17 protein-coding genes are annotated in these 25043 nt (G+C 45.8%); 9 read left to right on the top strand and 8 right to left on the bottom strand.

The features are described from left to right. Positions 1 to 7: 7 nt before the first annotated feature. From DWX33_RS15765 to DWX33_RS15755, 3 genes are all read right to left on the bottom strand, one after another. Positions 8 to 1156, bottom strand: a complete 1149-nt coding sequence (locus tag DWX33_RS15765; RefSeq protein WP_122143999.1) for a sugar MFS transporter — start codon at positions 1154 to 1156, stop codon at positions 8 to 10. A gap of 12 nt (positions 1157 to 1168) precedes the next feature. After that, positions 1169 to 4024 carry a glycosyl hydrolase-related protein gene (locus DWX33_RS15760; RefSeq protein ID WP_122144000.1) on the bottom strand — a complete coding sequence of 952 codons (2856 nt, stop codon included), beginning with the start codon at positions 4022 to 4024 and terminating at the stop codon, positions 1169 to 1171. A gap of 424 nt (positions 4025 to 4448) precedes the next feature. Continuing rightward, positions 4449 to 5447: a LacI family DNA-binding transcriptional regulator gene (locus tag DWX33_RS15755; RefSeq protein ID WP_122380656.1), complete on the bottom strand. Its 999-nt coding sequence runs from the start codon at positions 5445 to 5447 to the stop codon at positions 4449 to 4451. Positions 5448 to 5656: 209 nt separating this feature from the next. Between DWX33_RS15755 and hemW the strand changes: the two genes are divergently transcribed. From hemW to DWX33_RS22610, 3 genes are all read left to right on the top strand, one after another. After that, positions 5657 to 6784 (top strand): radical SAM family heme chaperone HemW, encoded by a 1128-nt coding sequence (gene hemW, locus DWX33_RS15750; RefSeq protein ID WP_122380655.1) that lies wholly within the window; start codon positions 5657 to 5659, stop codon positions 6782 to 6784. 117 nt (positions 6785 to 6901) lie between these two features. Then, complete coding sequence (locus tag DWX33_RS15745) at positions 6902 to 7501, top strand: zeta toxin family protein (RefSeq protein ID WP_005858862.1); 600 nt, start codon at positions 6902 to 6904, stop codon at positions 7499 to 7501. After that, on the top strand, positions 7494 to 7661 hold the full coding sequence (locus DWX33_RS22610) for a hypothetical protein (protein WP_005858864.1): 168 nt from the start codon (positions 7494 to 7496) through the stop codon (positions 7659 to 7661). The genes DWX33_RS15745 and DWX33_RS22610 overlap by 8 nt, the downstream gene beginning before the upstream one ends. A gap of 139 nt (positions 7662 to 7800) precedes the next feature. On the opposite strand, the gene DWX33_RS15740 is transcribed toward DWX33_RS22610, so the two are convergent. The 3 genes from DWX33_RS15740 to DWX33_RS15730 are packed head-to-tail and all read right to left on the bottom strand — an operon-like array spanning position 7801 to position 11502. Further along, positions 7801 to 9960 carry a S46 family peptidase gene (locus tag DWX33_RS15740; RefSeq protein ID WP_122380654.1) on the bottom strand — a complete coding sequence of 720 codons (2160 nt, stop codon included), beginning with the start codon at positions 9958 to 9960 and terminating at the stop codon, positions 7801 to 7803. After that, positions 9957 to 10430 carry a CYTH domain-containing protein gene (locus DWX33_RS15735; RefSeq protein ID WP_005858868.1) on the bottom strand — a complete coding sequence of 158 codons (474 nt, stop codon included), beginning with the start codon at positions 10428 to 10430 and terminating at the stop codon, positions 9957 to 9959. Before DWX33_RS15735 ends, DWX33_RS15740 begins: the two co-directional genes overlap by 4 nt. After that, positions 10420 to 11502 carry a DUF2027 domain-containing protein gene (locus tag DWX33_RS15730; protein ID WP_044545983.1) on the bottom strand — a complete coding sequence of 361 codons (1083 nt, stop codon included), beginning with the start codon at positions 11500 to 11502 and terminating at the stop codon, positions 10420 to 10422. Before DWX33_RS15730 ends, DWX33_RS15735 begins: the two co-directional genes overlap by 11 nt. 124 nt (positions 11503 to 11626) lie before the next feature. Between DWX33_RS15730 and DWX33_RS15725 the strand changes: the two genes are divergently transcribed. Both DWX33_RS15725 and DWX33_RS15720 read left to right on the top strand, forming a co-directional pair. Beyond that, complete coding sequence (locus tag DWX33_RS15725; RefSeq protein ID WP_044545984.1) at positions 11627 to 12841, top strand: S-adenosylmethionine:tRNA ribosyltransferase-isomerase; 1215 nt, start codon at positions 11627 to 11629, stop codon at positions 12839 to 12841. A 60-nt stretch (positions 12842 to 12901) separates the two neighbouring features. Then, the gene (locus tag DWX33_RS15720) at positions 12902 to 14878 is read left to right on the top strand and encodes an OmpA family protein (protein ID WP_005868464.1); all 1977 of its coding nucleotides are present in this window, start codon (positions 12902 to 12904) and stop codon (positions 14876 to 14878) included. Here the strand turns inward: DWX33_RS15720 and DWX33_RS15715 are convergent. Both DWX33_RS15715 and DWX33_RS15710 read right to left on the bottom strand, forming a co-directional pair. Continuing rightward, entirely contained in the window at positions 14870 to 15238 is a 369-nt protein-coding gene (locus DWX33_RS15715) for a hypothetical protein (RefSeq protein WP_036618242.1), read from the bottom strand. The genes DWX33_RS15720 and DWX33_RS15715 overlap by 9 nt on opposite strands. A 538-nt stretch (positions 15239 to 15776) precedes the next feature. Then, entirely contained in the window at positions 15777 to 16925 is a 1149-nt protein-coding gene (locus tag DWX33_RS15710; RefSeq protein WP_122380653.1) for an aldose epimerase family protein, read from the bottom strand. A gap of 393 nt (positions 16926 to 17318) precedes the next feature. On the opposite strand from DWX33_RS15710, the gene DWX33_RS15705 reads away from it, so the two are divergent. From DWX33_RS15705 to DWX33_RS15690, 4 genes are all read left to right on the top strand, one after another. Further along, on the top strand, positions 17319 to 18113 hold the full coding sequence (locus DWX33_RS15705; RefSeq protein ID WP_005858887.1) for a thymidylate synthase: 795 nt from the start codon (positions 17319 to 17321) through the stop codon (positions 18111 to 18113). A 75-nt stretch (positions 18114 to 18188) separates the two neighbouring features. Continuing rightward, entirely contained in the window at positions 18189 to 18686 is a 498-nt protein-coding gene (locus DWX33_RS15700) for a dihydrofolate reductase (RefSeq protein WP_057326591.1), read from the top strand. Positions 18687 to 18773: 87 nt separating this feature from the next. Beyond that, positions 18774 to 24455: an alpha-2-macroglobulin gene (locus DWX33_RS15695; protein WP_122380652.1), complete on the top strand. Its 5682-nt coding sequence runs from the start codon at positions 18774 to 18776 to the stop codon at positions 24453 to 24455. 192 nt (positions 24456 to 24647) lie between these two features. Continuing rightward, positions 24648 to 25025: a DUF1573 domain-containing protein gene (locus tag DWX33_RS15690; protein WP_005858893.1), complete on the top strand. Its 378-nt coding sequence runs from the start codon at positions 24648 to 24650 to the stop codon at positions 25023 to 25025. Positions 25026 to 25043: the final 18 nt, after the last annotated feature.

The following is a 25043-nucleotide window of genomic DNA, read 5'->3' as shown; positions in this document are numbered from 1 at the left end:
TGATGAATTATCGCATTTTTACCGACACGCCCAATATATACACCAACGCCAACAAAGGCACAAAGAGGCTGACAAACTGATTGCTGACATCCGCTATACCTCCCATAAAAACAGGCAAGATAGCTCCACCAGCGACACCCATGATCATCAATGCCGAAATCTCATCCGCTTTAGAAGGCTCAGATTGGATGGCCGAAGAAAATATGATCGGGAAAACATTCGCGCAAAACAGCCCCACCAAGAACAACCCTGCCAAGACAATTGTCGAATTTGACGAGACCATGAACAATCCGAATGCCAGCAAAGCCAATACCATATTTATGATCAGAAAACGACTGGAAGAATAACGTGACAAAATAATCGATCCGATAAATGTACCCAAAGTACGAGCCGCAAAGTAAAGGCTACATCCCAACCCCCCTTGCTCTATCGGAATTTGGCAACGCTCCAGCAAATACTTAGGGACGGCTGTCATCAATCCGATCTCAAAGCCGACAATCAGCAATATAACAGAGAATGCCACCATCAACTTCCTGTTCTTGAACAATTTCCAAATAGATCCACCGACATAAGCCACCTCTTCCCGTTTCTCTTGGATAGGAGTGCAAACCAGCCATATCCATGAAAGTGACGTACAAACCGCATACACCCAAAAGACTAAATGCCAGTCTCCCCAGACTCCCATGGCAACACTCAAGATAACCGGGCCCAAGGTAGAGGATATAGCCTTGATGAAATACCCAAAGGTAAGCAAACTCGTCACCTTCTCTTTCGCCACCACATCCATCAAAAGAGGATTCAAGGAAACCTGCAACACCGTATTACCTATACCCAGCAACGCAAAGGCCAAAAGTACGGAGAAAAACGAATAGTAAACCAACGGCAAGACCATAGCCACGATCGTTATCAATGAACTTAGCAAGACCGTATTCTTCCTCCCTATACGTTTCATCAGCAAACCTGTAGGCAAAGAACAAACCGCAAACCACAAGAATACCAACATCGGCAATAAGTTGGCCAACGTATCATTCAGCCCGAAATCACTTTTTACGTAACTTGTAGAAACGCCTACCACATCCACAAATCCCATCACAAAAAAGGCGAATAAGACCGGTGGTAGTTTCCAAAATGTGTTTTTTTTCACTTGTATTTCCATGGTAACTCCTCTCTATATCACAAGTTTAAATGTCTCAATCGCATGGTGTCCCAATCTCAAGGTGATCGTACTGCCCGATACCGGAATAACCTCCTGCTCGTCCTCGATCAAATTCGTCCGGATTACCTTTTTAGCCTCCACAGGCAAAGTCACCCGTACCTCTTTATCCCTGCCCTCCATCTCTGTCAGGCGGATAATCAAGCTATTATCATTATCGGCCTTCTTTATAAGAGACATTGCTACGAATGGATCGGATACCGACAAAAAGCTCTTCACCGCAGGCAATACGCCTCCTTTGTTTTCTTTCTTTCTCGCATAAAAAGGACGATTCGCCTCAACTCCAAACCGATACCCCTCAGTCCATCCCTCCTTATGAGATGACAAAGAGAAATTAAAATGGTGCGTACCCGTTTGATGATACCAATTACCCTCACCATGGCAACTTTTATGAGAAGACAACAAGATACCCTGCAAGACCGGATATACCGCTTGCTCCCTAGAGGGATCCACCCAATCGCCTACCGCCACACAAGAAGACATCGTTAGTCCGAATCCATTACCATGAGCCGAGATAAAATTCTGTATCTCACGCGGATGGGTATCCTCCGGATGATGTACATACGTTCCTCCCCAAGCCCAACCACCCGGTTGCTGCTTCATCTCATCCCTGCCCACTTGGGCAACTCCCATAGGAACCTCGTAATTGATGGTACGATCTCCCATTATGTTTACCGGGAAGGCGATCCGATACTGCCGATTGTGCTCGCCATCAAAATCACGTAAGGTCACATCAAAATCGATCTGTTTCTTAACGTGAGAGAATGTAATGGTCTGGACGATCGTTGTATGCTTGGTAGGCTGGATATTCTCAAAACGAGTATAAAGTGGCCCGGACTCCGTTACTCTCCAATGAGCGTCAAATAAGCTAAGCGGAGTAATATCCCCCGGGGTCACGTCGGTAACACGCGTGAACTCACCCGCTCCATTGCCGTTATAACCCAACTCTACGATATCGCCACACGCAAATTTCGAAGTATGGATGATCTCTCGTCCCAACTCCTTGTCATACAAAGAGACAATGCCTCCATTCCCTAACAAGGCCTTATAGTAGACGTTTTCCAGGCTATTATCCGAAACCACGAACTGTTTTTCTTCCTTCGGAGCGTTTTTCCCCTCCTCTATCTTATACGAACGAAATCCCATCGATGGAACTTTTTGAGCCATGAACACGACGTAATTCTGCTCTCCTACCGTCTTGATTTGCGAAGGAACCACATTCCCCGCCTCGTCTCTCACAACTGCTTTATGCTTAGAGATGGCAATCTCGACCAAACGATCACGCTCCCACGTAAGATCATTAAAAACCACCCATTGCCCCGTCCGCACATCTACCTCTTCAACAATCCGCTCCAAGGCAGACCCCAGTAAGGATTCTCCCAGATCTCTCGCACACTTCAAGCTATCCTTGAAAATAGCGTCCGTTATCTCCCCGTTCTTTCCTCCCAATCCATGGTCCGGATAGATCGAAGCCATCCAAGCCCTATCAAAAGCATCGTGCGGATACTTATCCAAATCATTATCAATCAAGCCAGAGAACGTGGTAAACGACTCGGCTGCTGGCAATAATACAGCCGCATCACGTTTATATTTAGTATCTTCATAATGCGCAGGACCATGGATATAAAGCCATAAGTCCGGCCGCTCACCTTCAACTTTCTCAAAGCGGGTATTCTTTCCACGAACCCGATCAAAATAAGCCTCAGCGGTAGAAACCGTTAAACGAGGAAGCGCCACCGACGCTTGAGAAGCGATCGAGTTCCACTCGTCAACCACCTTCTGATAATCCACAGGTTTCGTTGCGTCGCAACTTATCAAAATCGCATAATGCGGAGGAATATTACGCTCTTTGAAGTAATCGCTCCATATTAAGGAACGGTGATGCAACTTGTGGAAAGCCGTCACCCCGTCCTTATCAAAAAATTTCCAGATCATAGAAGCCCATCCATAATTACCGGGGGTGAATGTCAAGACTTTTGATCCGTCCGGGCTATACCAGTCATACAGTCCCTCCTTCATTCGGCTGATAAACAAGTTTGGAATCCCGCTCTTGGCCAATATCTGAGGCATCTGCCAAGTCCGTCCCGGCACATCCATATTATTAGCTACCCGGTCATCGCACCCAGGCAGATTTTCCCGTATCCATTTTCGGCCGTAATAAGCCTGACGAACCAATTGCTCACCACTAGACAACCCCTCATAGGGCTGATTATAGGTAGCTCCCCAGTTAAATCTTCCTTCCTTATATAAGTCGATTAACTCTCCCTTTTTTTCCGGATATTTCTCCAAGAACTCCATCAAGTTAAGTGTTTGCTCCATCTCAAACTTGAAATCCTTATTCTCTTTCATCAAGCTCAACGCTGGCATGATAATACCCTCTATACGATCTTCCCGACAATAATCAGGCGTATCCATCCAAGCGATGTCCTGATGCGAAGATTGTATCAAATGGATCGTTCCATTCTGGAAATAGCCCCAATCCGAAGGAATGACAGGGCGATACATCTGGTCAACCACGCACTTTTTCCCGGAAAAAACTTTCAAGCGAACCTCTTCACCAATCATAGGCAACCAAACCAATAAGCTATCCGGATTGTCCGTACGAAGCAGATCTTGCTTCACTCCACCAACCTCAGCACTTAGACCGGACTCTCCCAGATGACTTTGCTTGATATAAGATAAAATCTTAAAATTCCCGTTTTCATTTTCATACCGCACAGGTTCTACGGGGTTAACAACAGCGCTCTCACGTTGCGCTACGGCCTCCAAAGACATGCAAATTGTACATAATAAGACTGTTTTTCGTATCATAGGTATTACAATTATAAAGGCACAACAAATTAATATATTTAAACTAAAACAACATATACACATATAAATATTATTCGTATATTATTATTTAACCGTTTAAATATGCGCAAATATAATGATTCAATTCAATACAGCAACAATTTAAGCATATATTTAAGCCATATTAACATATAATACAGGATATATTTCACATGGATTAACGATTGATGAAAATTAACTACAACAAGCCTAAACATAATCAGCAAAACGCAACTATCTAATATCAAACATATTACAAAACCCAATCGTTCCCTTATAAAAACACGCACGTGTTTTTGAAAAAAGACGTACGTGTTTTGCGGAAAACATGTACGTCTTTTTTCAAAAATATTATCAAGTAAAAAAACACCCCCTCAGAAATTACAATAAGGGAATACACTTCACATCATCTCAAGATCAATTGGTTATTTACGACAACACCTTTATGTAAGAAATTCTTATCGTTTACATTTTCCAATAATATTTTTATCGCTTGGATACCTATTTCTTCAATTGGCATCCGTGAGATACTCATTTCCGGACACAGAATATCCAACGCAACAGTCTCATGAAAACACCCCATGTTAAAACGAGTATGATAATCTATTTTATGGCTAATAAAATAACGTATAGACTCCAACGCCAAATAGTGAGTGGAAAAAAAGAAACCATCCACATCGGGAACTTCTTCAAATAAGCAATCGAACTTATCGACAAGATCTGCTTTGTAGTTTTGCCGTTCAACAAAGATTTCCAACTCAAAATCGTTGCTTACTCCCAGATCTCTCAGCGCTTTCCGGTATCCATCTATACGTTGCTTCATAACAAACAGATGAACATCCGTTGTTATTAACGCTATTTTACGAGATCCTTTCTTCAGCAAATGATAAGTCAAATCATAGCTGCACTGACTGTTATTCACAATCACGTAGTTCGTATCCACGTTTGGGAAATAGCGGTCTACCAATACAAAAGGCAAAGAATCCTTCAATAAAAGATTTACCCCCTTTCTCGAAATTTTGGTCGGCGCTATAACAATTCCATCCACTTGTTTAGAGCGAAGCATCTTAACCAACTCGTATTCCTTATCCCCATCACCTTCCGAACTACACACGATCAACACGTATTTATTCCGTGCGGCCTCCGATTCTATAGCTTGAACTAATTGCGCATAAAACGTATCACCAATGAAGGGAATGATTAAGCCAATCGTATTCGTTGTTCCTAAAGACAAACTTCGGGCCAGCAGATTCGGACGATAGTTAACCGATTCAGCATACTCCTTCACCCGTTTGATCGTGGCGTCGCTAAACCCTTTCGCCGGGCCTTGACCGGATAAAATCCAAGACACCGTAGCCTTAGACAGACTTAAAGCTTGAGCTATATCTTTTATAGATACCTTCATTGATTCTTAGAATATATGGAATAATCAAAGATACCCTCTTTTTTGTTATAAAAAGGAGTCCCACTTAACAAACAACTTTTTTTAACTATTCATACGATCATCCTACTTTACTAACGAAGTATATATCCTACGACACTTAAAGTATATCTTCTATTACATTTGAAGTATATCTTCTAATTACGTATCTTTGCGTCAAGAACATATTCAATATGGCAGGTTTATACATCCACGTTCCTTTTTGCGCCAAGCGGTGTTTATACTGTGACTTTTTTTCCAATACGGAGATGAAGTATAAAGAGCCGTATATAAACGCACTTATAAAAGAGATGGAATTGCGGAAGGGATATATAGGAAACGAAGCATTAGAAACCATTTACTTCGGGGGAGGCACCCCCTCTCAATTAGACGAGAAGGATTTTGGCAAGATATTCGAGGCCATCTATCGTCATTTTGATGTAACCGAGCAAATGGAGATTACCTTAGAGGCGAATCCGGATGACATGAAACGAGAATATGTATCGCTTCTCCGTAATTATCCTTTTAACCGGGTCAGTATGGGTGTACAGAGTTTTCATCCGGAAGATTTGCGTTTTCTGAATCGTCGCCATGACCGGGAACAAGCGATTAAAGCAGTAGAACTATGCAAGGAATATGGGATTACAAATATCAGTATCGATTTGATCTACGGACTCCCCAACCAAACGCAGCAAGCATGGGAAGAGAATTTGCGACAAGCGATCCGGTTGGATGTTCCCCATCTTTCCGCCTACCACCTCATTTACGAGGAAGGTACCGCACTTTACAAATTGCTGGAAGCGGGAAAAGTGACCCCCATAAACGAGGAGTTAAGCGTCTCGTTCTTTTCCACATTAATAGATCGGTTGGCAAAAGCAGGCTATTTGCATTACGAGATATCTAATTTCGCCCGTCCCGGGTTCTTCTCCAAGCACAATAGCTCCTACTGGACCGGAAAGAAATATCTAGGCCTCGGTCCTTCCGCCCATTCTTATAACGGGATAGACCGGGAATGGAATCCATCTTCTCTACCTATATATATAGAAGGTATAGAAAATGGGCATCCGACAATAGAATCCGAGGATTTAGACCTATGCACCCGGTACAATGACTTCATCATCACCGGCCTTCGAACCATGTGGGGAGTCTCTTTCGCTGATATCCAGACAAAATTTGGCAGGAAGCTCCTTTCTTATTGTCAAAAGCAAGCTCAACCCCATATCAACCAAGGTCTCTTATTACAAACCGGTGACAAATTGATTTTATCCAAGTCAGGAATCTTCGTTTCCGACGGAATCATGAGTGATCTACTTTGGGTATAAAAATTAACAAAACCACCACTTTCGCCAACAAACCTGTTAGTTAAAAGTACATTTCCTGCACATTTTCACGATTTTTGAGAAATAAAACGACGCATATTAAAAAACTATTACATATATTTGCAGCATCAAAAACAGCAAACAGTGCCATATTTGTATATAATATCAGGTTGCAACGGAGCAGGAAAAACAACAGCTTCCTTCACGATTTTACCAGAAATGCTAAAATGTAGGGAGTTTGTTAACTCAGACGAGATAGCCAAGGGACTTTCCCCTTTTAATGCAGACAGTATAGCCGTCGCCGTTGAAGCTAGTCGTATTATGTATAAGCGGATAAAGGAACTCATCGGTGCTGGTGAGACTTTCGCAATGGAAACTACGCTGGCCACCCGTTCAGTCGCAAACCTGATACGGGAAGCACAAAGGGAAGGTTATTATGTTACATTGCTTTACTTCTGGCTGAATACGCCGGATCTAGCCGTGGAACGTGTGAAAATGAGGGTAGCCGCCGGAGGTCACAATATTCCGGAAGCAACGATACGGCGTCGGTATGAGGCCGGTATCCACAATTTATTTGAGCTATACCTTCCTATTAGTGACTATTGGATGATAACAGATAATTCGATGTCTCCCATGGAAGTGATCGCCAAGGGATTCAAGAATGATAAAAGGGAAGTGTATAATCTAGATATTTTTACAAAACTTGAACATCATGAATGAGCAAGAAGTTAGAGAATTCGAAGAGAATATAGTAAAAGGTGCAAATATAGCTTTTCAGCGTTTGGTGAATCAGAAGAAGAAGGAAGACGGAGAGTTGGTATTCTCTCGTAACGGTCATATCTTCAGAGTCAAAGCTGTTGATCTTGACAAGATTTATTAAGTTATAGATATACATATACAAAAAGAGGAGACGTATCTTTCAGGGATATGTCTCCTCTTTTTGGCTTTATAGAAAAAGGAACTTAGGTTCATGGGCGAAGTATGTTAACATACTTCGCCCACGAAGTTAACTTACTTCTCTATCTTGAGAATTCCATCTCGTTCAATAAATAACCGGCTCCGGCATATTTATCGATTACGAATAGGACATAACGGATATCTACGATAATACTGCGTTGATAATCGGGCAGATATTGGATATCCCCTCCTACTCCTTCCCAGTTACGGTCGAAATTGATACCGATTAACTCTCCTTGTCCATTCAATACCGGACTACCGGAGTTCCCTCCCGTTGTATGGGTCGTAGCACAGAAGGCAACCGGCATTTTACCGTTAGGCATCTTATAAGGGCCAAAGTCTCCTGCTTGATATAATTCCTTCAAACGAGCAGAAACCACAAATTCCCAATTCGTAGAATCCTCCTTCTCCATGACGCCGTCTAAAGTGGTTTGATGACCATAATAATCGCAATCACGAGGACTGTAACCTTTCACCTGCCCATAAGTCAGACGAAGCGTAGAGTTCGCATCCGGAAAACTAGCCAAGTCTCCATACATCGCTAAAAGTCCTTTCACATACGCACGATGGGCGATCGCATATCCGGCATCAAAATCAGCCAAGGCCTTATCTAACGCCTTTTTCTCATCCTTTACGGATTGCGCAAACAGAATCATCGGATCTTCTCTCAAAGTTTTGACAGACGGGTGCTCCTTGAACGCATTAAAGTTCTTCTCGCTACCATAGATCGATTTATCAAACAGATAATCAACGAATTTATCCACATCCCCCTTAAACTTGCTATCGATTACGGATAAATAAGCCGGCTGCGACTTCTGAGCGACCAAACGCCTATATTCCTTTAACATGACTTTCGCTATCTTCTTATCAACCATCGGCGCATAATCCTTATCAGCGAAACGGTGGAAAGCCCTCTCCAATTGAGTGACCTGTTTTTGCTGCTCGGAACGATCTTTCCCCTCCAAAGCCTCACAAACAGTCTCGATATCGGTCGGAACTTTGGAGAACTCGATGCCACGGCTCAATGCCTCATCCAACATCCAACTACGGAAACGCAAATCCTTACGATCATTAACGATCTGCTCCAATGTCAGAAGCGCTTCCGGATAAGCAGGCTCACACATCTTCTTCGACCAAGCGATCAAACGATCCTGCTCATCGTTTTTCACCTGCTCAAAATTACGTTTGTTGATCGCCCAGTTACTACCGATCGCATTCTTATAAGCGTTCGTAGAACCCGCATACTTACTAGCGTATTGAATCCGGACTTGCGGATCTTTCAACATTTCTTCCAGCATCGCCTCTTGACGGAGATTACGGATATTAATACGTACCGCATTATCTATATCCCGACGTTCAGCTACCTCCCATGAGGTATAGTATTTATTGGTACGGCCGGGGAACCCCATGATCATGGCATAATCGTTCTCCTCCACACCTTTTAAAGAAAGCTTTAGCCAACGTTTCGGACGAAGCGGGACATTGGTTTCCGAATAAGGTGCCGGATTTCCGTTCGCGTCGGTATACACACGGAAAAGAGAGAAGTCTCCGGTATGGCGAGGCCACATCCAGTTATCCGTATCCGCCCCGAACTTACCGATAGAGGAAGGGGGAGCACCGACTAAACGGACATCCGAATAGACCTTCTTGGTAAACATATAGTACTTATTACCTCCATAAAAAGCCTTGATCTCGACTTCCGTACCGGGGTTATCCTGTAAGAACTTCTCACCTACTTTCGCTTTAGCGAGGCCATTCAAGTACTTAGCGGACAAGAATTCCATGCTGTTCGGATCCGTGATCTTTTTCAGTTCCGTCCTCACATAATCCGTCACGTCGTCGATCTTATCGATAAAGGTAACCGTTAATCCCGGATTCGGAAGCTCCTTATCACGAGACATCGCCCAAAAGCCGTCCGTCAGATAATCATGTTCCAAGGTACTATGCCGTTGGATGCTACTATAACCACAATGATGATTCGTCAGCACCAACCCGTCCGGAGAGATCATCTCGCCCGTACAACCACCGCCAAAACGAACCACGGCGTCTTTCAAGGAAGGAGCCTCGGCGCTATACACTTCCTGATCGCTTAATCGCAGACCAAGGGCCTGCATCTCCGCAAACTTTTGTTGCTTCAATAAAGGGAGCAGCCACATGCCCTCATCGGCCAAGACCGGAAACGCCAATATAGCGGCCGCTACAGATAAAAAGAGTTTCTTCATGTATTTGAACTATTAAAAGGATGTTTTGTCAACATTGAATTATAATAACGGCGATCTCCACTTACCTCCTTACCCAGCCAAGCCGGTTTCTCAAAAGGCTCGTCCTCAGACGATAACTCGATCTCCGCAAGGATCAACCCTTCATTCGCTCCGTGGAAAACATCGACTTCCCACGTATGGCTGCCTCTGGGAACCAGATAACGAACCTTGTCGATCGCACCCGGCTCGCAAAGCTCCAACAACCGCTCGGCATCCACCAGAGGAATCTTTTGCTCAAACTCATAACGGCTCAAGCCTTTCTCATCCGAAGCGCCTTTGATCGTTAGGAATCCCTCCTCTCCCCGGATACGAATACGAACCGTACGTCCGGGCTGTGAGCAAATATATCCCTGCACGATACGGGTGGAGCTAACAGCCTCCGGTAAGAAATCACCGGAGACCAAGAATTTCCGTTCTATCTCAATGGCCATGTTGCGAGGTATCAGCCTTAATCGTTACCATCGTCGCACCAAAACCATATTCGCGGAAAGAAGCGTCTTGAAAATAATGTTGCTTATAACGGGTCTTCAAATCCTTCTCGATCGCCTTACGCAGCACGCCATCGCCTTTTCCATGGATAAAGACAATCTTCTGTCCGTTATTAAGAGCATACTGATCCATCACCTCACGGAATTTTCCCAACTGGTACGTCAGCATATCCGCATTGCTCAATCCATTCGTATTATCCAACAATTCGGTTATATGCAAATCGATCTCAAGGATAGCGCTATTCGTCGGCTTCTTTTTCACGATTTGCCGGGGAACCCTACGTTCCTCACGAACCTTTTGCTGCATAGCTTCCTTCAACTCTGCCGCAGAGACCAATAGTTCTCTCTCGGGCAAGTCATTGCGGATAATCGGATAAATCAAGGCATCCTCCTCAAAGAAATCATTCTCCATAAAGCAGTGAAGCTTGTAGAACTTAACCGTATCCAAGCGCAACTCTACAGATACGGCGTTTTTCAACGAATAGGGTTTATCTTTCTTGAAAGCGATCAGTTGCACGCAGATCCTTTCCAGATCATTCAACTCCGGCTTACCGAACTCCTCTAGGAATATTTTCGTATTCGGCTCGATAATCCCGTTATAACGGCTTGTCCAGCTATTATTCGTCCGGTTCATATAATTGAAGAACAAATAGTAATTGCTATCATTCACGAAATACGTCTCATAGCCGCATTGCTGAAACGCCTTCGGATCGACCGGGAGATAAGCCAGATACACATTCAGACGCTCTCCCTCCGGTGTCTCCTCGACCTTTTCCTCTTTGGGTTCAGGCTTCATTGGGGAAGGAGTCTCTACCGGAGCCTGTACTTTCGGACGGTTCGAACTATGCACTTGCATATCATTACCCCCAACCACGACACATTCCTTGATCAAGGCAGGAACCTCAAACCCATCCTCATCCTCAACCAACACTTGGTCCTTTCCACGGAATCCACGTACGACTCCACCTCCCACACTATTCAGGAAGCGAACTTTATCACCTATTTGAATACTCATATTCTATACCTTATTATATTATGCGCACAAAATTAGGGAATAATCCGCGAATCCGAAACCTATTTACTACTTTTGCACCCGGAATCCGTACAAACGGATGTTTTTTAACAGGACAGAAGAAGTAATGAAGACGCAAGAAATACGTATTGAAGATTATAACTATTCGTTACCGGACGAACGAATCGCGAAGTTCCCATTGCCTAAAAGGGACGAGTCCAAACTTTTACTCTACCGTAACGGGGAAATAAGCGAAAGTATCTTTAAGCATATCACGGATTATCTTCCCCAGAACACCTTGATGGTATTCAATAATACCCGGGTCATACAAGCCCGCCTACTTTTCCAGAAAGAGACCGGCGCACGCATCGAGATTTTCTGTTTGGAGCCCATCGAGCCTCATGATTACGCTTTGATTTTTCAAGAGACCCGACGCTGTAGCTGGACTTGCTTGGTTGGCAACCTTAAGAAATGGAAAGAAGGCACTTTATCCAAAACGATCTTCATTAAGGATGAACCGGTCGTGCTGACAGCGGATAAGAAAAAGTCTCATGGTGACACACATTTGATCGAATTCACTTGGGATAATGAAGCTTATACGTTCGCCGATATTTTGGATGCCGCCGGGGTCTTGCCGATTCCTCCTTATTTGCACAGGGAAACAGAGAAGAGCGACCTACAGACCTATCAAACGGTTTATTCTAAGATAAAAGGCTCCGTCGCCGCACCGACCGCCGGACTTCATTTCACTCCGGAAGTACTTGCCGATATAGATGCTCGGGGCATCGGGCGGGAAGAAGTCACCTTGCATGTCGGAGCGGGTACCTTTAAACCGGTAAAAAGCGACACGATCGAAGGTCACGAGATGCACACGGAATTTATCTCCGTCCGACGCAGTTCCATCGAACGTATCAAAAGCAACCTTGGAAATATCATCGCCGTAGGAACGACTTCCGTACGGACCTTGGAAAGTCTCTATTACATGGGCGTGATCCTAGATAATAACCCCGAAGCGACTTCCGAAGATCTCGTCGTAAAACAATGGATGCCTTACGAGATGAATAACAACCGGCTGACAGCGGAGCGTTCCCTTCAAAACATCCTCGATTATCTGGATAAGCATGATGCGGATACGCTGGTAACGGCTACGCAAATCATCATCGCCCCGGGCTATGAGTTCAAGATCGTAAAAGGAATCGTCACCAACTTCCACCAGCCCAAAAGCACCTTGCTCTTGCTGATCTCCGCTTTCGTAAAAGGAAACTGGAAATCCATCTATGAGTATGCCTTAGAGCACGATTTCAGGTTCCTGAGTTATGGGGATAGTTCCTTGTTATTGTAACAGACATACAATAAGATCCCATACAATTCGTTATATTTGCACGAATATATTCCAGATTGAATGAAAGCGCATTTTACTATATATATTTTATTTTTGCTTATCGTATCTTCCTTGTATTCCTGCAAATCGGCGAAGTTGAGCGATGCCGAGGAGAAGCAGCGTATCGGGGAATACTATGAGGCAGCCGCCATTTATCGTAAGGTTTACACGAAAACATCCCCGAAGAAAAGGGATTTGCGCGGCTATATCGCTTACCGTATGGCCGAATGTAACCGGTTGATCAATAATACGGCGAAAGCGACTAGCGCCTATATGAACGCCATCCGCTATGATTACCCCGATAGTACCGTCTACCTACGCATGGGACAGATGCTGCAGAAGACCGGACGTTATCCGGAGGCGATCAAGAACTACGATATCTACATGGAGAACGATCCTAGCAATTTATTAGCCATCAACGGCATACAAGGATGCGAGTTAGCTCCCGGATGGAAAAAGAACCCTACCCGCTACGAGGTAAGACGCATGGATAAATTCAATTCCCGCCGGGGAGAATTCAGTCCGATGCTGGCCGGAGATAAATACGACCAACTATACTTCGCTTCTTCCCGCTCGAAAGACAAAGACGCGAAAGTCAGCGCCATCACCGGGCAAAATAACAATAACCTCTTCCTTGTCAAGCAAGACGAGAAAGGGGCTTGGCTAGCTCCCGTAGAGCTCGAAGACGAGGTGAATACGGAATACGACGAAGGAACCCCCTCTTTCTCCCCCGATGGAAACACGATGTATTATACCTATTGCGCCCAAGATCCGGAAGGCCCTCGTACCGCCGAGATTTACATATCTACCCGAAGCAGCGCCAAATGGGGAAAAGGAACCCGTGCGACGATCGTAAAAGACTCGGTTACCGCCCTCGGTCATCCTTCCATCTCGCCGGATGGCAAATACTTGTATTTCGTATCCGACGCCGTGGGCGGTTTCGGTGGCAAGGATATTTTCCGTGCCCGGGTAGCGGGAAACGATTTCGGCCCGATGGAGAACCTAGGAGAAGAGATCAACACCCCGGGAGACGAGATGTTCCCGTATGTCCGGGATTCCGTCACCCTTTATTTCGCGTCCAACGGACATCCGGGAATGGGCGGCCTCGATCTGTTCAAGGCCACGCAAGACAGTACAGGGAAGTGGAAGGTCGAAAACCTAGGCGCTCCCATCAACTCTATGGCAGACGATTTCGGTATCACCTTCGCCGGAAAAGAGGAACGGGGCTTCTTCTGCTCCAACCGCAACGACGCACGGGGCTATGACCATATATATTCCTTTGAACGGCCTACGATCACCATCTTCATCGAAGGAATCGTAAACGATGTCGATGAATATCCGATCGAGGACGCTACCGTACGCATCGTCGGAAAAGACGGACTGAACGTGAAAGTCCCGGTCAAGAAAGACGGTACCTATCGTGTCGAGTTGGAACGGGACATCCGTTATGTCATGATGGCCAGCGCCCGTGGTTACCTCAACCAGAATTACGAGTTGCATACCGGCCCCGAGGAGAAAAACGAGACGTATATCGTGGATTTCTTTCTCTCTCCGATCAGCAAGCCGGTTGTTATCGATAACATTTTCTACGATTTCGATAAAGCGACCCTTCGTCCGGAATCCAAGAAAGCTTTGGACGAGATGATCAAGATGCTGAACGATAACCCGAACGTAACGATCGAACTGGGTGCCCACACGGACCGGAAAGGTACGGACCAGTATAACGAGCGTTTGGCTCAACGCCGTGCGCAATCGGTCGTGGATTACCTAATAGCGGGAGGTATCGAGGCGGCTCGTCTGGAAGCGAAAGGATATGGAGAAAGCGTTCCCAAGACGATCAATAAGAAGATGGCTAAACAATTCGATTTCTTGAAAGAAGGCGATGTGCTTACCGAGGAATTCATCCTTGCCCTGCCGCCGGAACAGCAAGAGATCGCCGACCAGATCAACCGCAGAACGGAATTCAAGGTCTTACGTACAAACTATAACTTATTTTGAGGGAGCAAAGAGCGTGATCTCCTTAAAAGAGACCGGCCAATCGATCGCACTCATCAGCACATCGAAGGACAGGCGTTGCTGATAAGAGACCGAGGACTCCCTTGAATACAAGTCATGAGCTACCAAACCGATCATCATCTTAACCTTATAATGCAATTCCTTGGATAGTACCAAGCAGGCAAGTACACTCAAATCTCTCGCTTCTTCCCAATCCCGATCCGCAAAACACATCTCCTTTTGAAGTGCCGGATAATGACGAGTCCGCATGATCAGATCCGGATCACGGACCTCACACGCACCTTCCACTACATCCAATAATATACGACAGACAGCCAAACGTTGCTTTTTAATTACCTCCATATACGTTTCCCTCAAACCGGACCGTTCACCTTGTTCGGTATTTCTATATGCTACAAAAAAGAAGCGTGGGAACTGTTAATCTACTATTCGAAACTGAGGCATCGCCAAACACCCATCGGACAAATAATAAACAACAGCCCACGCCTTATTACGTATACTATTAGGCAGTATATATAACAAGCGTGAGCGTTTAGTTGCCTATTATCTCTGTCCGACTTGAAACTTGGCGATTTTCAGTTCCAAAGATAATATCTTAAACGCTTATCGTAATCACACTTTGATTCATAAACCCTTGAATTTCCACAAGAGTTTACTTTATCGATACAAATATAACGCTTTTTCTCATACATCATATGGATTTATTTTTCTCTTTTAAAATCTATTGGGAAAAGATAGCGTATACTCTCTAGCGATAAATTCTTCCACTATAAACAAGATGCTTCCGTGAGTAAAAAAGAGAGGCGCATATACATCCTATTTATGTATATACGCCTCACCATTATGTGGATATTTCCAAATCCGGAACTTTCTTCCTTATTTACTCTACCGAGAACTTATAAATACACTCACTCGTATATTTCTCGCCCGGACGAAGCACTACGCTCGGGAATGCCGGCTGGTTCGGGCTATCCGGGTAATGTTGAGTCTCCAGACATAGGGCGCCACGATGCGGGTAAACCACACCTAACTTGCCTTTATCACCAGCTTTCGTCATTGAGTTACCGGCATAGAATTGAAGACCCGGCTCGTTGGTGTAAACTTCCATAACGATACCGCTTACCGGAGATACAACTTTAGCGGCTACCTTATTGATATCGCCGGCGGCGTTCAAGATCCAGTTATGATCGTAACCACCACCGTAAACCAATTGCGTAAACGGATTGTCGATATCAGCGCCTACCACTACCGGTTTGCGAAGATCCATCGGCGTGCCTTCCACGGGTTCGATACCGGTCGGGATCAAAGTCTCGTCCACCGGATTATATGTATCCGCGTCGATCATGATCGTATGATCCATGATTTGCGAGCCGGGAACACCGGAAAGATTAAAATAACTATGGTTCGTCAAATTCACGACAGTAGGTTTATCCGTCGTCGCCTCGTACTTAATATCAACGGCGTTATCATCCGTCAACTTATAGATCACCTTGATATCCAGATTACCGGGGAAACCTGCCTCACCGTCTTTCGATAGATAAGTCAACTCCAAGGTTTGGTCATCGATCTGTTTCGCGTCCCAAACTACCGCATGATATCCTTTCGGACCTCCATGCAAGCAATGCCCGTTATTATTCTGCGGAAGTTGATACTCCGTTCCGTCCAACGTAAACTTACCATTTGCGATACGGTTGCCATAACGTCCGATCAAACCACCATAGTTATTATCCGGAAAAGCTACATACTGAGCGATATTATCATACCCAAGCACAACATCCGTCATCTTACCGTTCTTATCAGGCACCATCACGGAAACCAAGCGTCCGCCCCAATTCGTTACGCAAGCCTCAGCCCCTTTCTTATTCTTCAACACATACAAAGCAGTCGGCTTTCCATCTACCTCAGATACAAAATCCGACTTCATCAAACCAGAAAGAGTGGCCTCTTCCGTAGCCGCCCCCTTCTCATTCTTACCTCCGCATGACAATAACATACACATTGCCATGACCGCAAAACAAAGTTTTTTCATCTCTTTCCTTTAAAATTAATAAATGTTATTCTTCGGGCAAAGATACGCATTCTATCCACATGAGGTCCAATATCCTTACGCATTTTCTCGGGAATCCTTACCGATTTCTACTCGAAGTACTACACCCTTCCTCCTGACATCTTTATCATCTACCAATTGGTAGATGATCATGCAACAGCCGTTGGAAGATCATGCAACAGCTGTTAGATGATCATCCAACAGCTGATAAATAAGCTAGACCTTCATACAAATCCCCTAATACCTCCCGAAGAAACAGCCAAGGATACATGAAGAAACCGTTTGAATCCTCAACCGATTTCATATTTTGACCCGTTATTCTAGTATAATACGATTCACTTTTGTACATTTGCACACTATTGTAATAAGTGAGTAATGAAACAATATTTAGAGCTGCTCAATAGAGTGCTTACCGAGGGAGTTAGAAAAGAAGACCGGACGGGTACGGGAACGATCAGCGTATTCGGTCATCAGATGCGGTTCAATCTGGAAGAGGGATTCCCGCTACTCACTACCAAGAAGCTGCATCTGAAGTCTATCATCTACGAATTGTTATGGTTCCTGAATGGAGATACCAACGTAAAATATCTGCAAGATCATGGCGTACGCATCTGGAACGAGTGGGCCGACGCGGATGGTAGCCTTGGGCATATATACGGTTACCAATGGCGGTCATGGCCGGATTATAAAGGAGGATCTATCGACCAGATCACCGAGGCCGTGGAGACGATCAAGCATAACCCGGATTCACGACGAATCATTGTAAGCGCATGGAACGTGGCGGACTTAGACAACATGAACCTGCCTCCTTGCCACGCTTTCTTCCAGTTTTACGTGGCGAACGGACGGTTGAGCCTACAATTGTATCAACGTAGCGCGGATATTTTCCTTGGCGTTCCGTTCAACATTGCCTCCTATGCCTTGTTATTACAAATGATGGCACAAGCTACCGGCCTTAAAGCGGGAGATTTTGTTCATACGTTGGGAGACGCCCATATCTACAGCAACCATTTGGAGCAAGTTAAGTTACAATTGACACGTGAGCCACGTGCGTTGCCACGTATGGAGATCAACCCAGACGTAAAGAGCATCTTCGATTTTAAGTTCGAGGATTTCAATTTGACCGGATACGACCCGCATCCCCACATCAAGGGAGAAGTGGCCGTCTGAGAATTGGCAGTTGACGATGGACAGTTGACAGTTAATTCATAAATCATAAATTACAAATCATAAATCAATAAGTCTATGAGTACAATTTCTATCATCGCAGCAATCGCAGATAAAAGCGCGATCGGAAAGAATCAGCAATTATTATGTCACATGCCTTCAGACATGAAGCGTTTCAAGGAATTAACCACGGGACATGCGGTAATCATGGGACGTAAGACATTCGAGTCTCTCCCTGTAGCGCCACTGCCCAATCGGAAGAATGTCGTATTGACGACTATGCCCGAGGCTGGTTTCGTGAATTGTTTCGCTTGCGAGTCTATGGGGGCCGCTCTGGATTTATGTGAGAAAGAGGACGAGATATTCATTATCGGCGGCGCGTTGGTATACAGACAGGCTTTGAGAATAGCCGACAAGATGTATATTACCCGCATCCATCATGAGTTTCCCGACGCGACCTCGTTCTTTCCCGTCGTAAACTGGGACCTTTGGGAAGAGACTGAACGTGAGGAACATCCCGCAGACGAGAAGAATCCTTACCCCTACACCTACATCACTTATGTGCGTAAAAAGTAAACATTAACGTACGTTTTACAACTTTTTGCTCTTTCTTTGTATCTATATAGGAAAGGTTTATTGTTAAACTTATAAAACCCAAAAGATATGAAGATAAGAGCAATTATTTTATCTGCCCTGATACTTTGCGGCATCTCGGCGGTTATTATGTATAGCCGGGCCGCCCAGCCTCAACAAACAAGTTCTGTTATCACGCAAGCGATAAACGACAAGAATACCCCTATGGTGATCAAGAATCTTATCCTTAAAATGAAAGAACAGATGGAGGTAAACGATGATCAGTTCCCGGAACTGATCAAGGAGGTGGAGAATTACACCAACAGCCTAGCCGACTCGGCTTCCGTGGCGGTATTACATTCCATGCTGGCGGAGATGTATCAGAGCTACTACCAACGGAACCAGTGGACAATCAACCAACGTACTCAATTAAGCGGTTATATCCCGGAGGATATCCGGGTATGGACTTCCAACTTATTCACGAATAAGATCAAGGAAGAGATCGATTTATCATTGCGACCTACGGCCTTATTGCAAAATACGCCTGTCAGCAAGTTCAAGGATATTCTGGAGATCGGAAAGGACTCGCAAACCCTGCGTCCGACCCTCTATGAGTTCCTTGCCTTCCGGGCACTGGACATCCAACCGACCGTACAGATCTATAAAGACTTGATCGCCTTTCAAAATAAGGAGCCGAATATGAAATCGGTCCTCCTTACGGAATTGGATTACCTACGATTCCTTTACGGGGATAAAAGGGATAAAGAGTCTTTCGTGGCTTACATGAACGCATTGGATGAGCTTTACAGGAACTTAGCTTCTCAAAACTATGCCGCCGAGATCTTAATCGCCAAATTGGATTTGGTTAGCGGCGGTATGTTTCGTTACGTCTCTACCCAATGGGATTCTATCAAAGCGGAAGAGGTGAAACTATGCGAGGAGGGTATCAAGCGGTATTCCGGTTACCCTCGCACGGCTATCTTAAAGAATCGCTTGGCGCAATTGGAACAACCTACTTTATCCGCATCTACAAACAATACGGTTTATCCGGGACAGCAACTGGGGATCAAGCTGGAATATAAGAATGTACAGAAAGTCATCGTACAAATCTATCGAAGCTCGAAAACACCTTTACAAGCGGCAGCCCATACATCCGCAAAAAAATCAAGTAGCAGCACCTTGGGACAACTCGTAAATGAGAAGACATTCTCTTTGCTACTGCCCAACAGCTATTCGCAGCAAGATACGACCTTACATATATCTATGGATCAACCGGGATTGTATGAATGTGTCGTAACCGTACCCGGACAACAGCTAAAGACGATCAATACGGTTAGCGTAACCCGATTGGCCGCGATCTATCGTAATCTTTCCGGTAATAAACAAGAGGTCATGGTTACCGACTATCTTAGCGGGAAGCCTGTTGATGGGGCTATCGTTACTTATTACGGAGGTCAGCGTCGTAGCTTGCAAGAACTGGGTACCGTCAAGACAGACCGGGAAGGCTTGGCCACGCTTCCGGCGAACAGTCAAGTATTGGCGTTCCAAGCCAGCAGACCAGGAGATACCAACGCTATGTTGACAAATATCTATCCGATGGGTTCCGGCCACAAACCGGAAAAGAACCCGGTAGAAGTCTCAATCTTTACGGACCGTGGGCTTTACCGTCCGGGACAAACCATTTTCTTCAAAGGCCTCGCCTATGTAAAAGACGCGAACGACCCGCATGCCGTGGCCGGACAGCCTTTTACGGTGACTTTATACGACGCTAACGGGAAAGAGATAGCCCAGAAGAAAGTCACGACCAATGAGTTCGGTTCCTTTAACGGAGAGTTCTCCCTCCCCAAACAGACCCTAAGCGGTGTCTTCCGGTTAAGTACCGGACAGATGAGCGTATATATTCATGTAGAGGAATACAAACGTCCGACTTTCCAAGCGTACTTCCTCCCGATCAAGGGCGATATCGCTTTCGGCGATTCCGTAACCATACAAGGCAAGGCGGCTACATTCTCCGGCGTGTCGCTGCCCAGCGGAGATGTCACTTGGCGTATTACACGCAGGCCCTTCCTGTTGTGGAGGTATTTCCGTCCGAGCGCTCCGACACAAGTTGCGGAAGGGAGTACCACCCTTTCCGGCGATGGGACATTTAGCGTATCTTTCCGTCCCCAAAAAGAGGAGGATACGAATCCATACGCTTCCGCATACCAGACCTACGAGGTATCGGCTACCGTAACCGATAGCAAGGGAGAGACCCAAGAGGCGAATTACACCTTCTCGGTAGGAGAATCCAGTATCGTCTTATTCACGAACCTACCGCCACAAATCGAGAAAGACTCGGTAAAAGCCGTAGTCGAAGCCCGGACAATCAATGGGGAGATGGTTTCCACCTCCGGTACTTTCAAGATCGTAGAACTGATCGCGAACCGATCCGATAAGAATAGCGGAGAGAGCTATCAAGAAGGCAAGCAAGTAGCTTCCGGTAGCTTTACCAGTGGCAAGGAGATCAGTCCGGCTATTTTCAACCCATTGCCCTCCGGACGTTATCGCATTTTAGTAGAAGCCAAAGATAGCCAAGGACGACCCAGTAAAAACCAGTCCGATTTCATCCTATACGGAAAGAACGACAAGCGTCCTCCCGTATTAACCCATACTTGGCTGCTGAAAGAGAAGACAACTTGTTTACCCGGGGAGGAAGCGGAGATCGTATTCGGCACCTCCGACAAGGACGCCTACGTACTCTATGAATGGTTTGCCGGAAATAACCGCATCCATCACGAGTTGATAAAGCTAAGCGACGCGAACCATCGGTTTAAGATCCCGTTCAAGCCGGAATATGGAGAGGGAATCATCGTATCCTTTACGTTCGTAAAAGAGGGTGAACTTTATATTACCCAAGTACCCGTAGAGCTTCAGCTACCCAACCGGCAGTTGACCATCAAGCCGATAACTTTCCGGGATCGTTTACTTCCGGGAAGTAAAGAGAGCTGGAAATTCCGTATCACCGACGCGGACTCCACGATCGTATCCGCCGAGGTACTGGCCAGCATGTACGATGCCTCACTAGATAAAATCATACCGTTCAATTGGTATTTCTCCCCGCAGCGAACGATCCTGCTACAAGCTCCCCGTTTCTCAACCGGAGCCGGATTCCAGCGTAGTTATCAATATGACCAGACAGAGGCCAAGTATATAAAAGTACCTCAATATCAGTATGACCGTTTAAATTGGTTCGGTCTATTCAATGAGATTGTCATACGAGGATACGGCTCCAGCAACCGGGCTTTCGCCACGGGAGGTATCATGTTGAAATCCGCGGCAGCCCCAGTAGTGGCGGAATCCATGAACATCATGGAAGACAGCGCCGTGTTAGAAGAGCCTAGTGTGGAATCTACGGAAGGGGAACCCGTGTTCAGCCTATCCGATCCTTTCGCCAAAGAGAGCAGCCAGCCGGTAAGTCCGGAGCAAATCCGGCAGAACTTCGCGGAAACCGCCTTCTTCTACCCGACCTTACAAACGAACGAGGAAGGAGACATATTCGTAAATTTCACCCTGCCGGAAAGTAATACGACTTGGAAACTACAGCTATTGGCCAACACCCAAGACCTGAAATACGGTCTGTTAACGAAAGAGGTCATCAGCAGCAAGCCTTTGATGGTTTTACCGAATCTGCCTCGTTTCGTCCGCCAAGGGGATGAGGTCAGCATCAGCACGCAAGTCATCAACAATTCCAAGGAAGCGGTATCCGGCCGTGTACGCATCGAACTATTCGATCCCGCTACAGACCAACCGATTATCTGCTTGAGCAAGTCACAACGTCCGTTTGAGTTGCAACCGGATAGCATCGCTACTGTAAGCTGGATAATCCCGGTCCCCAAACAGATCAGCCTGCTGGGCGTACGTATCCTAGCCGACTCTGAAAAGGGAAGCGACGGGGAGCAGCAGATCGTACCGGTTCTTTCCAATCAATTGCTTATCACGGAAAGTACCCCGTTCTATTTGCTCAAGGAAGGAGAGAAACAAATCCGTATCTCCGGGAACTCGGAGGGAGCGACACCATTCCGTCTCACGCTGGAGATGACCGGGAATCCGATTTGGTACGCGGTACAGGCATTACCGACGATCACACAGCCGAACAATGATAATATCTTATCTTGGTTTGCCGCTTATTACAGCAATACGTTGGCTTCCTATATCGCCCAAGCCCATCCCCGCATCCGGAAAGTGATCAGCCAATGGACCGCCCAAGGAGGGAATGCCTCTACCCTCTATTCAAACTTGGAAAAGAACCAAGAGCTGAAGAACATACTCTTGGAAGAGACGCCTTGGGTACTGGCCGCCGATAACGAGACAGAGCAAAAACAACGCTTGTCTTTATTGTTCGACCTAAACCGTGCGGACGGATTACGGGAAGCGGCCTTGCAACAACTGATCCAACAACAGAACGAAGAGGGTGGATGGAGCTGGTTCAAAGGTTTCCCCGCAAGCCGTGCGATCACGCTTTCTATCCTGAAAGGTATGTCACAGCTTGTACAGCTAAACGCAATCCAATATGGGCAAGCGGAGAAAGAGATGCAAATGAAGGCCCTCAAGTTCTTGGACAAAAGTATGCAAACGGATTATGAGAACTTGCTGAAATACGATAAGAAATGGCAAAACGCATGGCCCTCGCCGGAGCAGGTAGAGTTCTTATTCGTCCGCAGCTCCTACCGGGATATCCCGGAACTGGGAGACGCCCGGGAAGCGATCCGTTTCTATACGAACCAAGCGGAGAAGCACTGGAATCAATATTCCTTAATCAGCAAGGGCGAAATCGCCTTGTTAATGCATCGAAACGGTAAAAAGGAGGTGGCGACAGCAATCCTGACATGGCTAAAGAAGACCGCTACGATCTCCGAGGAGAAAGGTATGTATTGGGCAAACAACCGCAGGGGGAGTGATTATTTCACCTCACCGATCGACACGCATTGCTTATTAATGTCCGTCTTTAACGAAATCGCGCCGGATACCCAGCATACAAACCGGATGAAACAATGGTTGCTAAACCAGAAACGTACACAAAACTGGGAATCCGTACCCGCCACGGTAAACGCCATTTACGCCTTGCTACTCACAGGTAGCGATTGGCTGAACACGCAAAACACCTGTGTAGCGACATGGGACGGCAAGACCTATAGTACAGCGGAAGGGGAAATCGCTACCGGTTACCTCAAAACGATACTTCCGAACGAGCCGGCAAATAGTTCCGCCAACCCCGTGCTCTCGATCCGCAAGGAAGGAAACACTCCGGCATGGGGAGCTGTTTACGAGCAATACTTCCAAGAGATCGACAAGGTAAAAGGACAAAAAGGGGTGTTGAGTGTCGAGAAGAAATTATTCGTCGAGACCAATAACGGTACCAACTGCCAAATCCGTCCCGTAACGCCGGAGCAGCCGCTCCGCATCGGAGACAAGGTAATCGTTCGGCTAACGATCCGGACAGACCGTGAAATGAATTACGTATTCTTGAAAGATCTACGTGCGGGCTGCTTCGAACCGGCCGATCAACTTTCCGGCCCGGAATCAAGAGACGGTATCTGGTATTACAGATCCCCGAAAGACGTATCCGAGAATTTCTTCATCAATCGTCTGCCGGAAGGTACGTTTGTCTTGGAATATCCGGTCTACGTATCCCGTAGCGGCGAATACGCCGGAGGTATCAGTACGATTCAATGTATGTACGCCCCGGAATTCGTGTCGCACACCGCCGGAGAAAGCTTGCGGATCATGCCCTAAACAAGCCTTTTCTTACAATGCCCGTTCTAACCTCCTTACAATGCCCAGTATAAGGAGGTTAGAATGGGCACCGTAAGAAGGTAAGAATAGGCATCGCAAGAAGCGTTATCTTCCTCTAATTTTCAATTTTCAATTCTCAACTTTCAATTGAAATGACTATCTTTGTAATTCGAATTAAAACTAAACGATAAGATGAAACAAATAGTTTTTATTTTCATGGCGATCCTGTTAGCGACAGGAATGGCTTCAGCTCAGAAGAAAGCAGTTATTTCCGCGGAAACAACCAGTTTCGATTTTGGTACCATCAAGGAAGCAGACGGAAAAGTATCCCATACGTTTGAAGTATCCAATACGGGCGATATGCCTCTAGTCATTACACGTGTAATCGCGTCTTGCGGATGTACGACCCCGGAATGGCCGAAAGAACCGGTAGCTCCGGGTAAGAAAGCCCAGATCAAGGTTACTTTCGATCCGGCAGGACGTCCGGGTCCTTTCACGAAGACCATTTCCGTATACAGTAACGGGAAAACCGGAAGCTTCATCATGAACATCCGGGGAGAGGTTGAATAAGAAATACGTAAAAAACCC

It is taken from the genome of Parabacteroides sp. AF19-14, from assembly GCF_003635485.1.
Classification (GTDB): domain Bacteria; phylum Bacteroidota; class Bacteroidia; order Bacteroidales; family Tannerellaceae; genus Parabacteroides; species Parabacteroides distasonis.
This window is presented reverse-complemented; position numbering and strand designations above follow the sequence as displayed.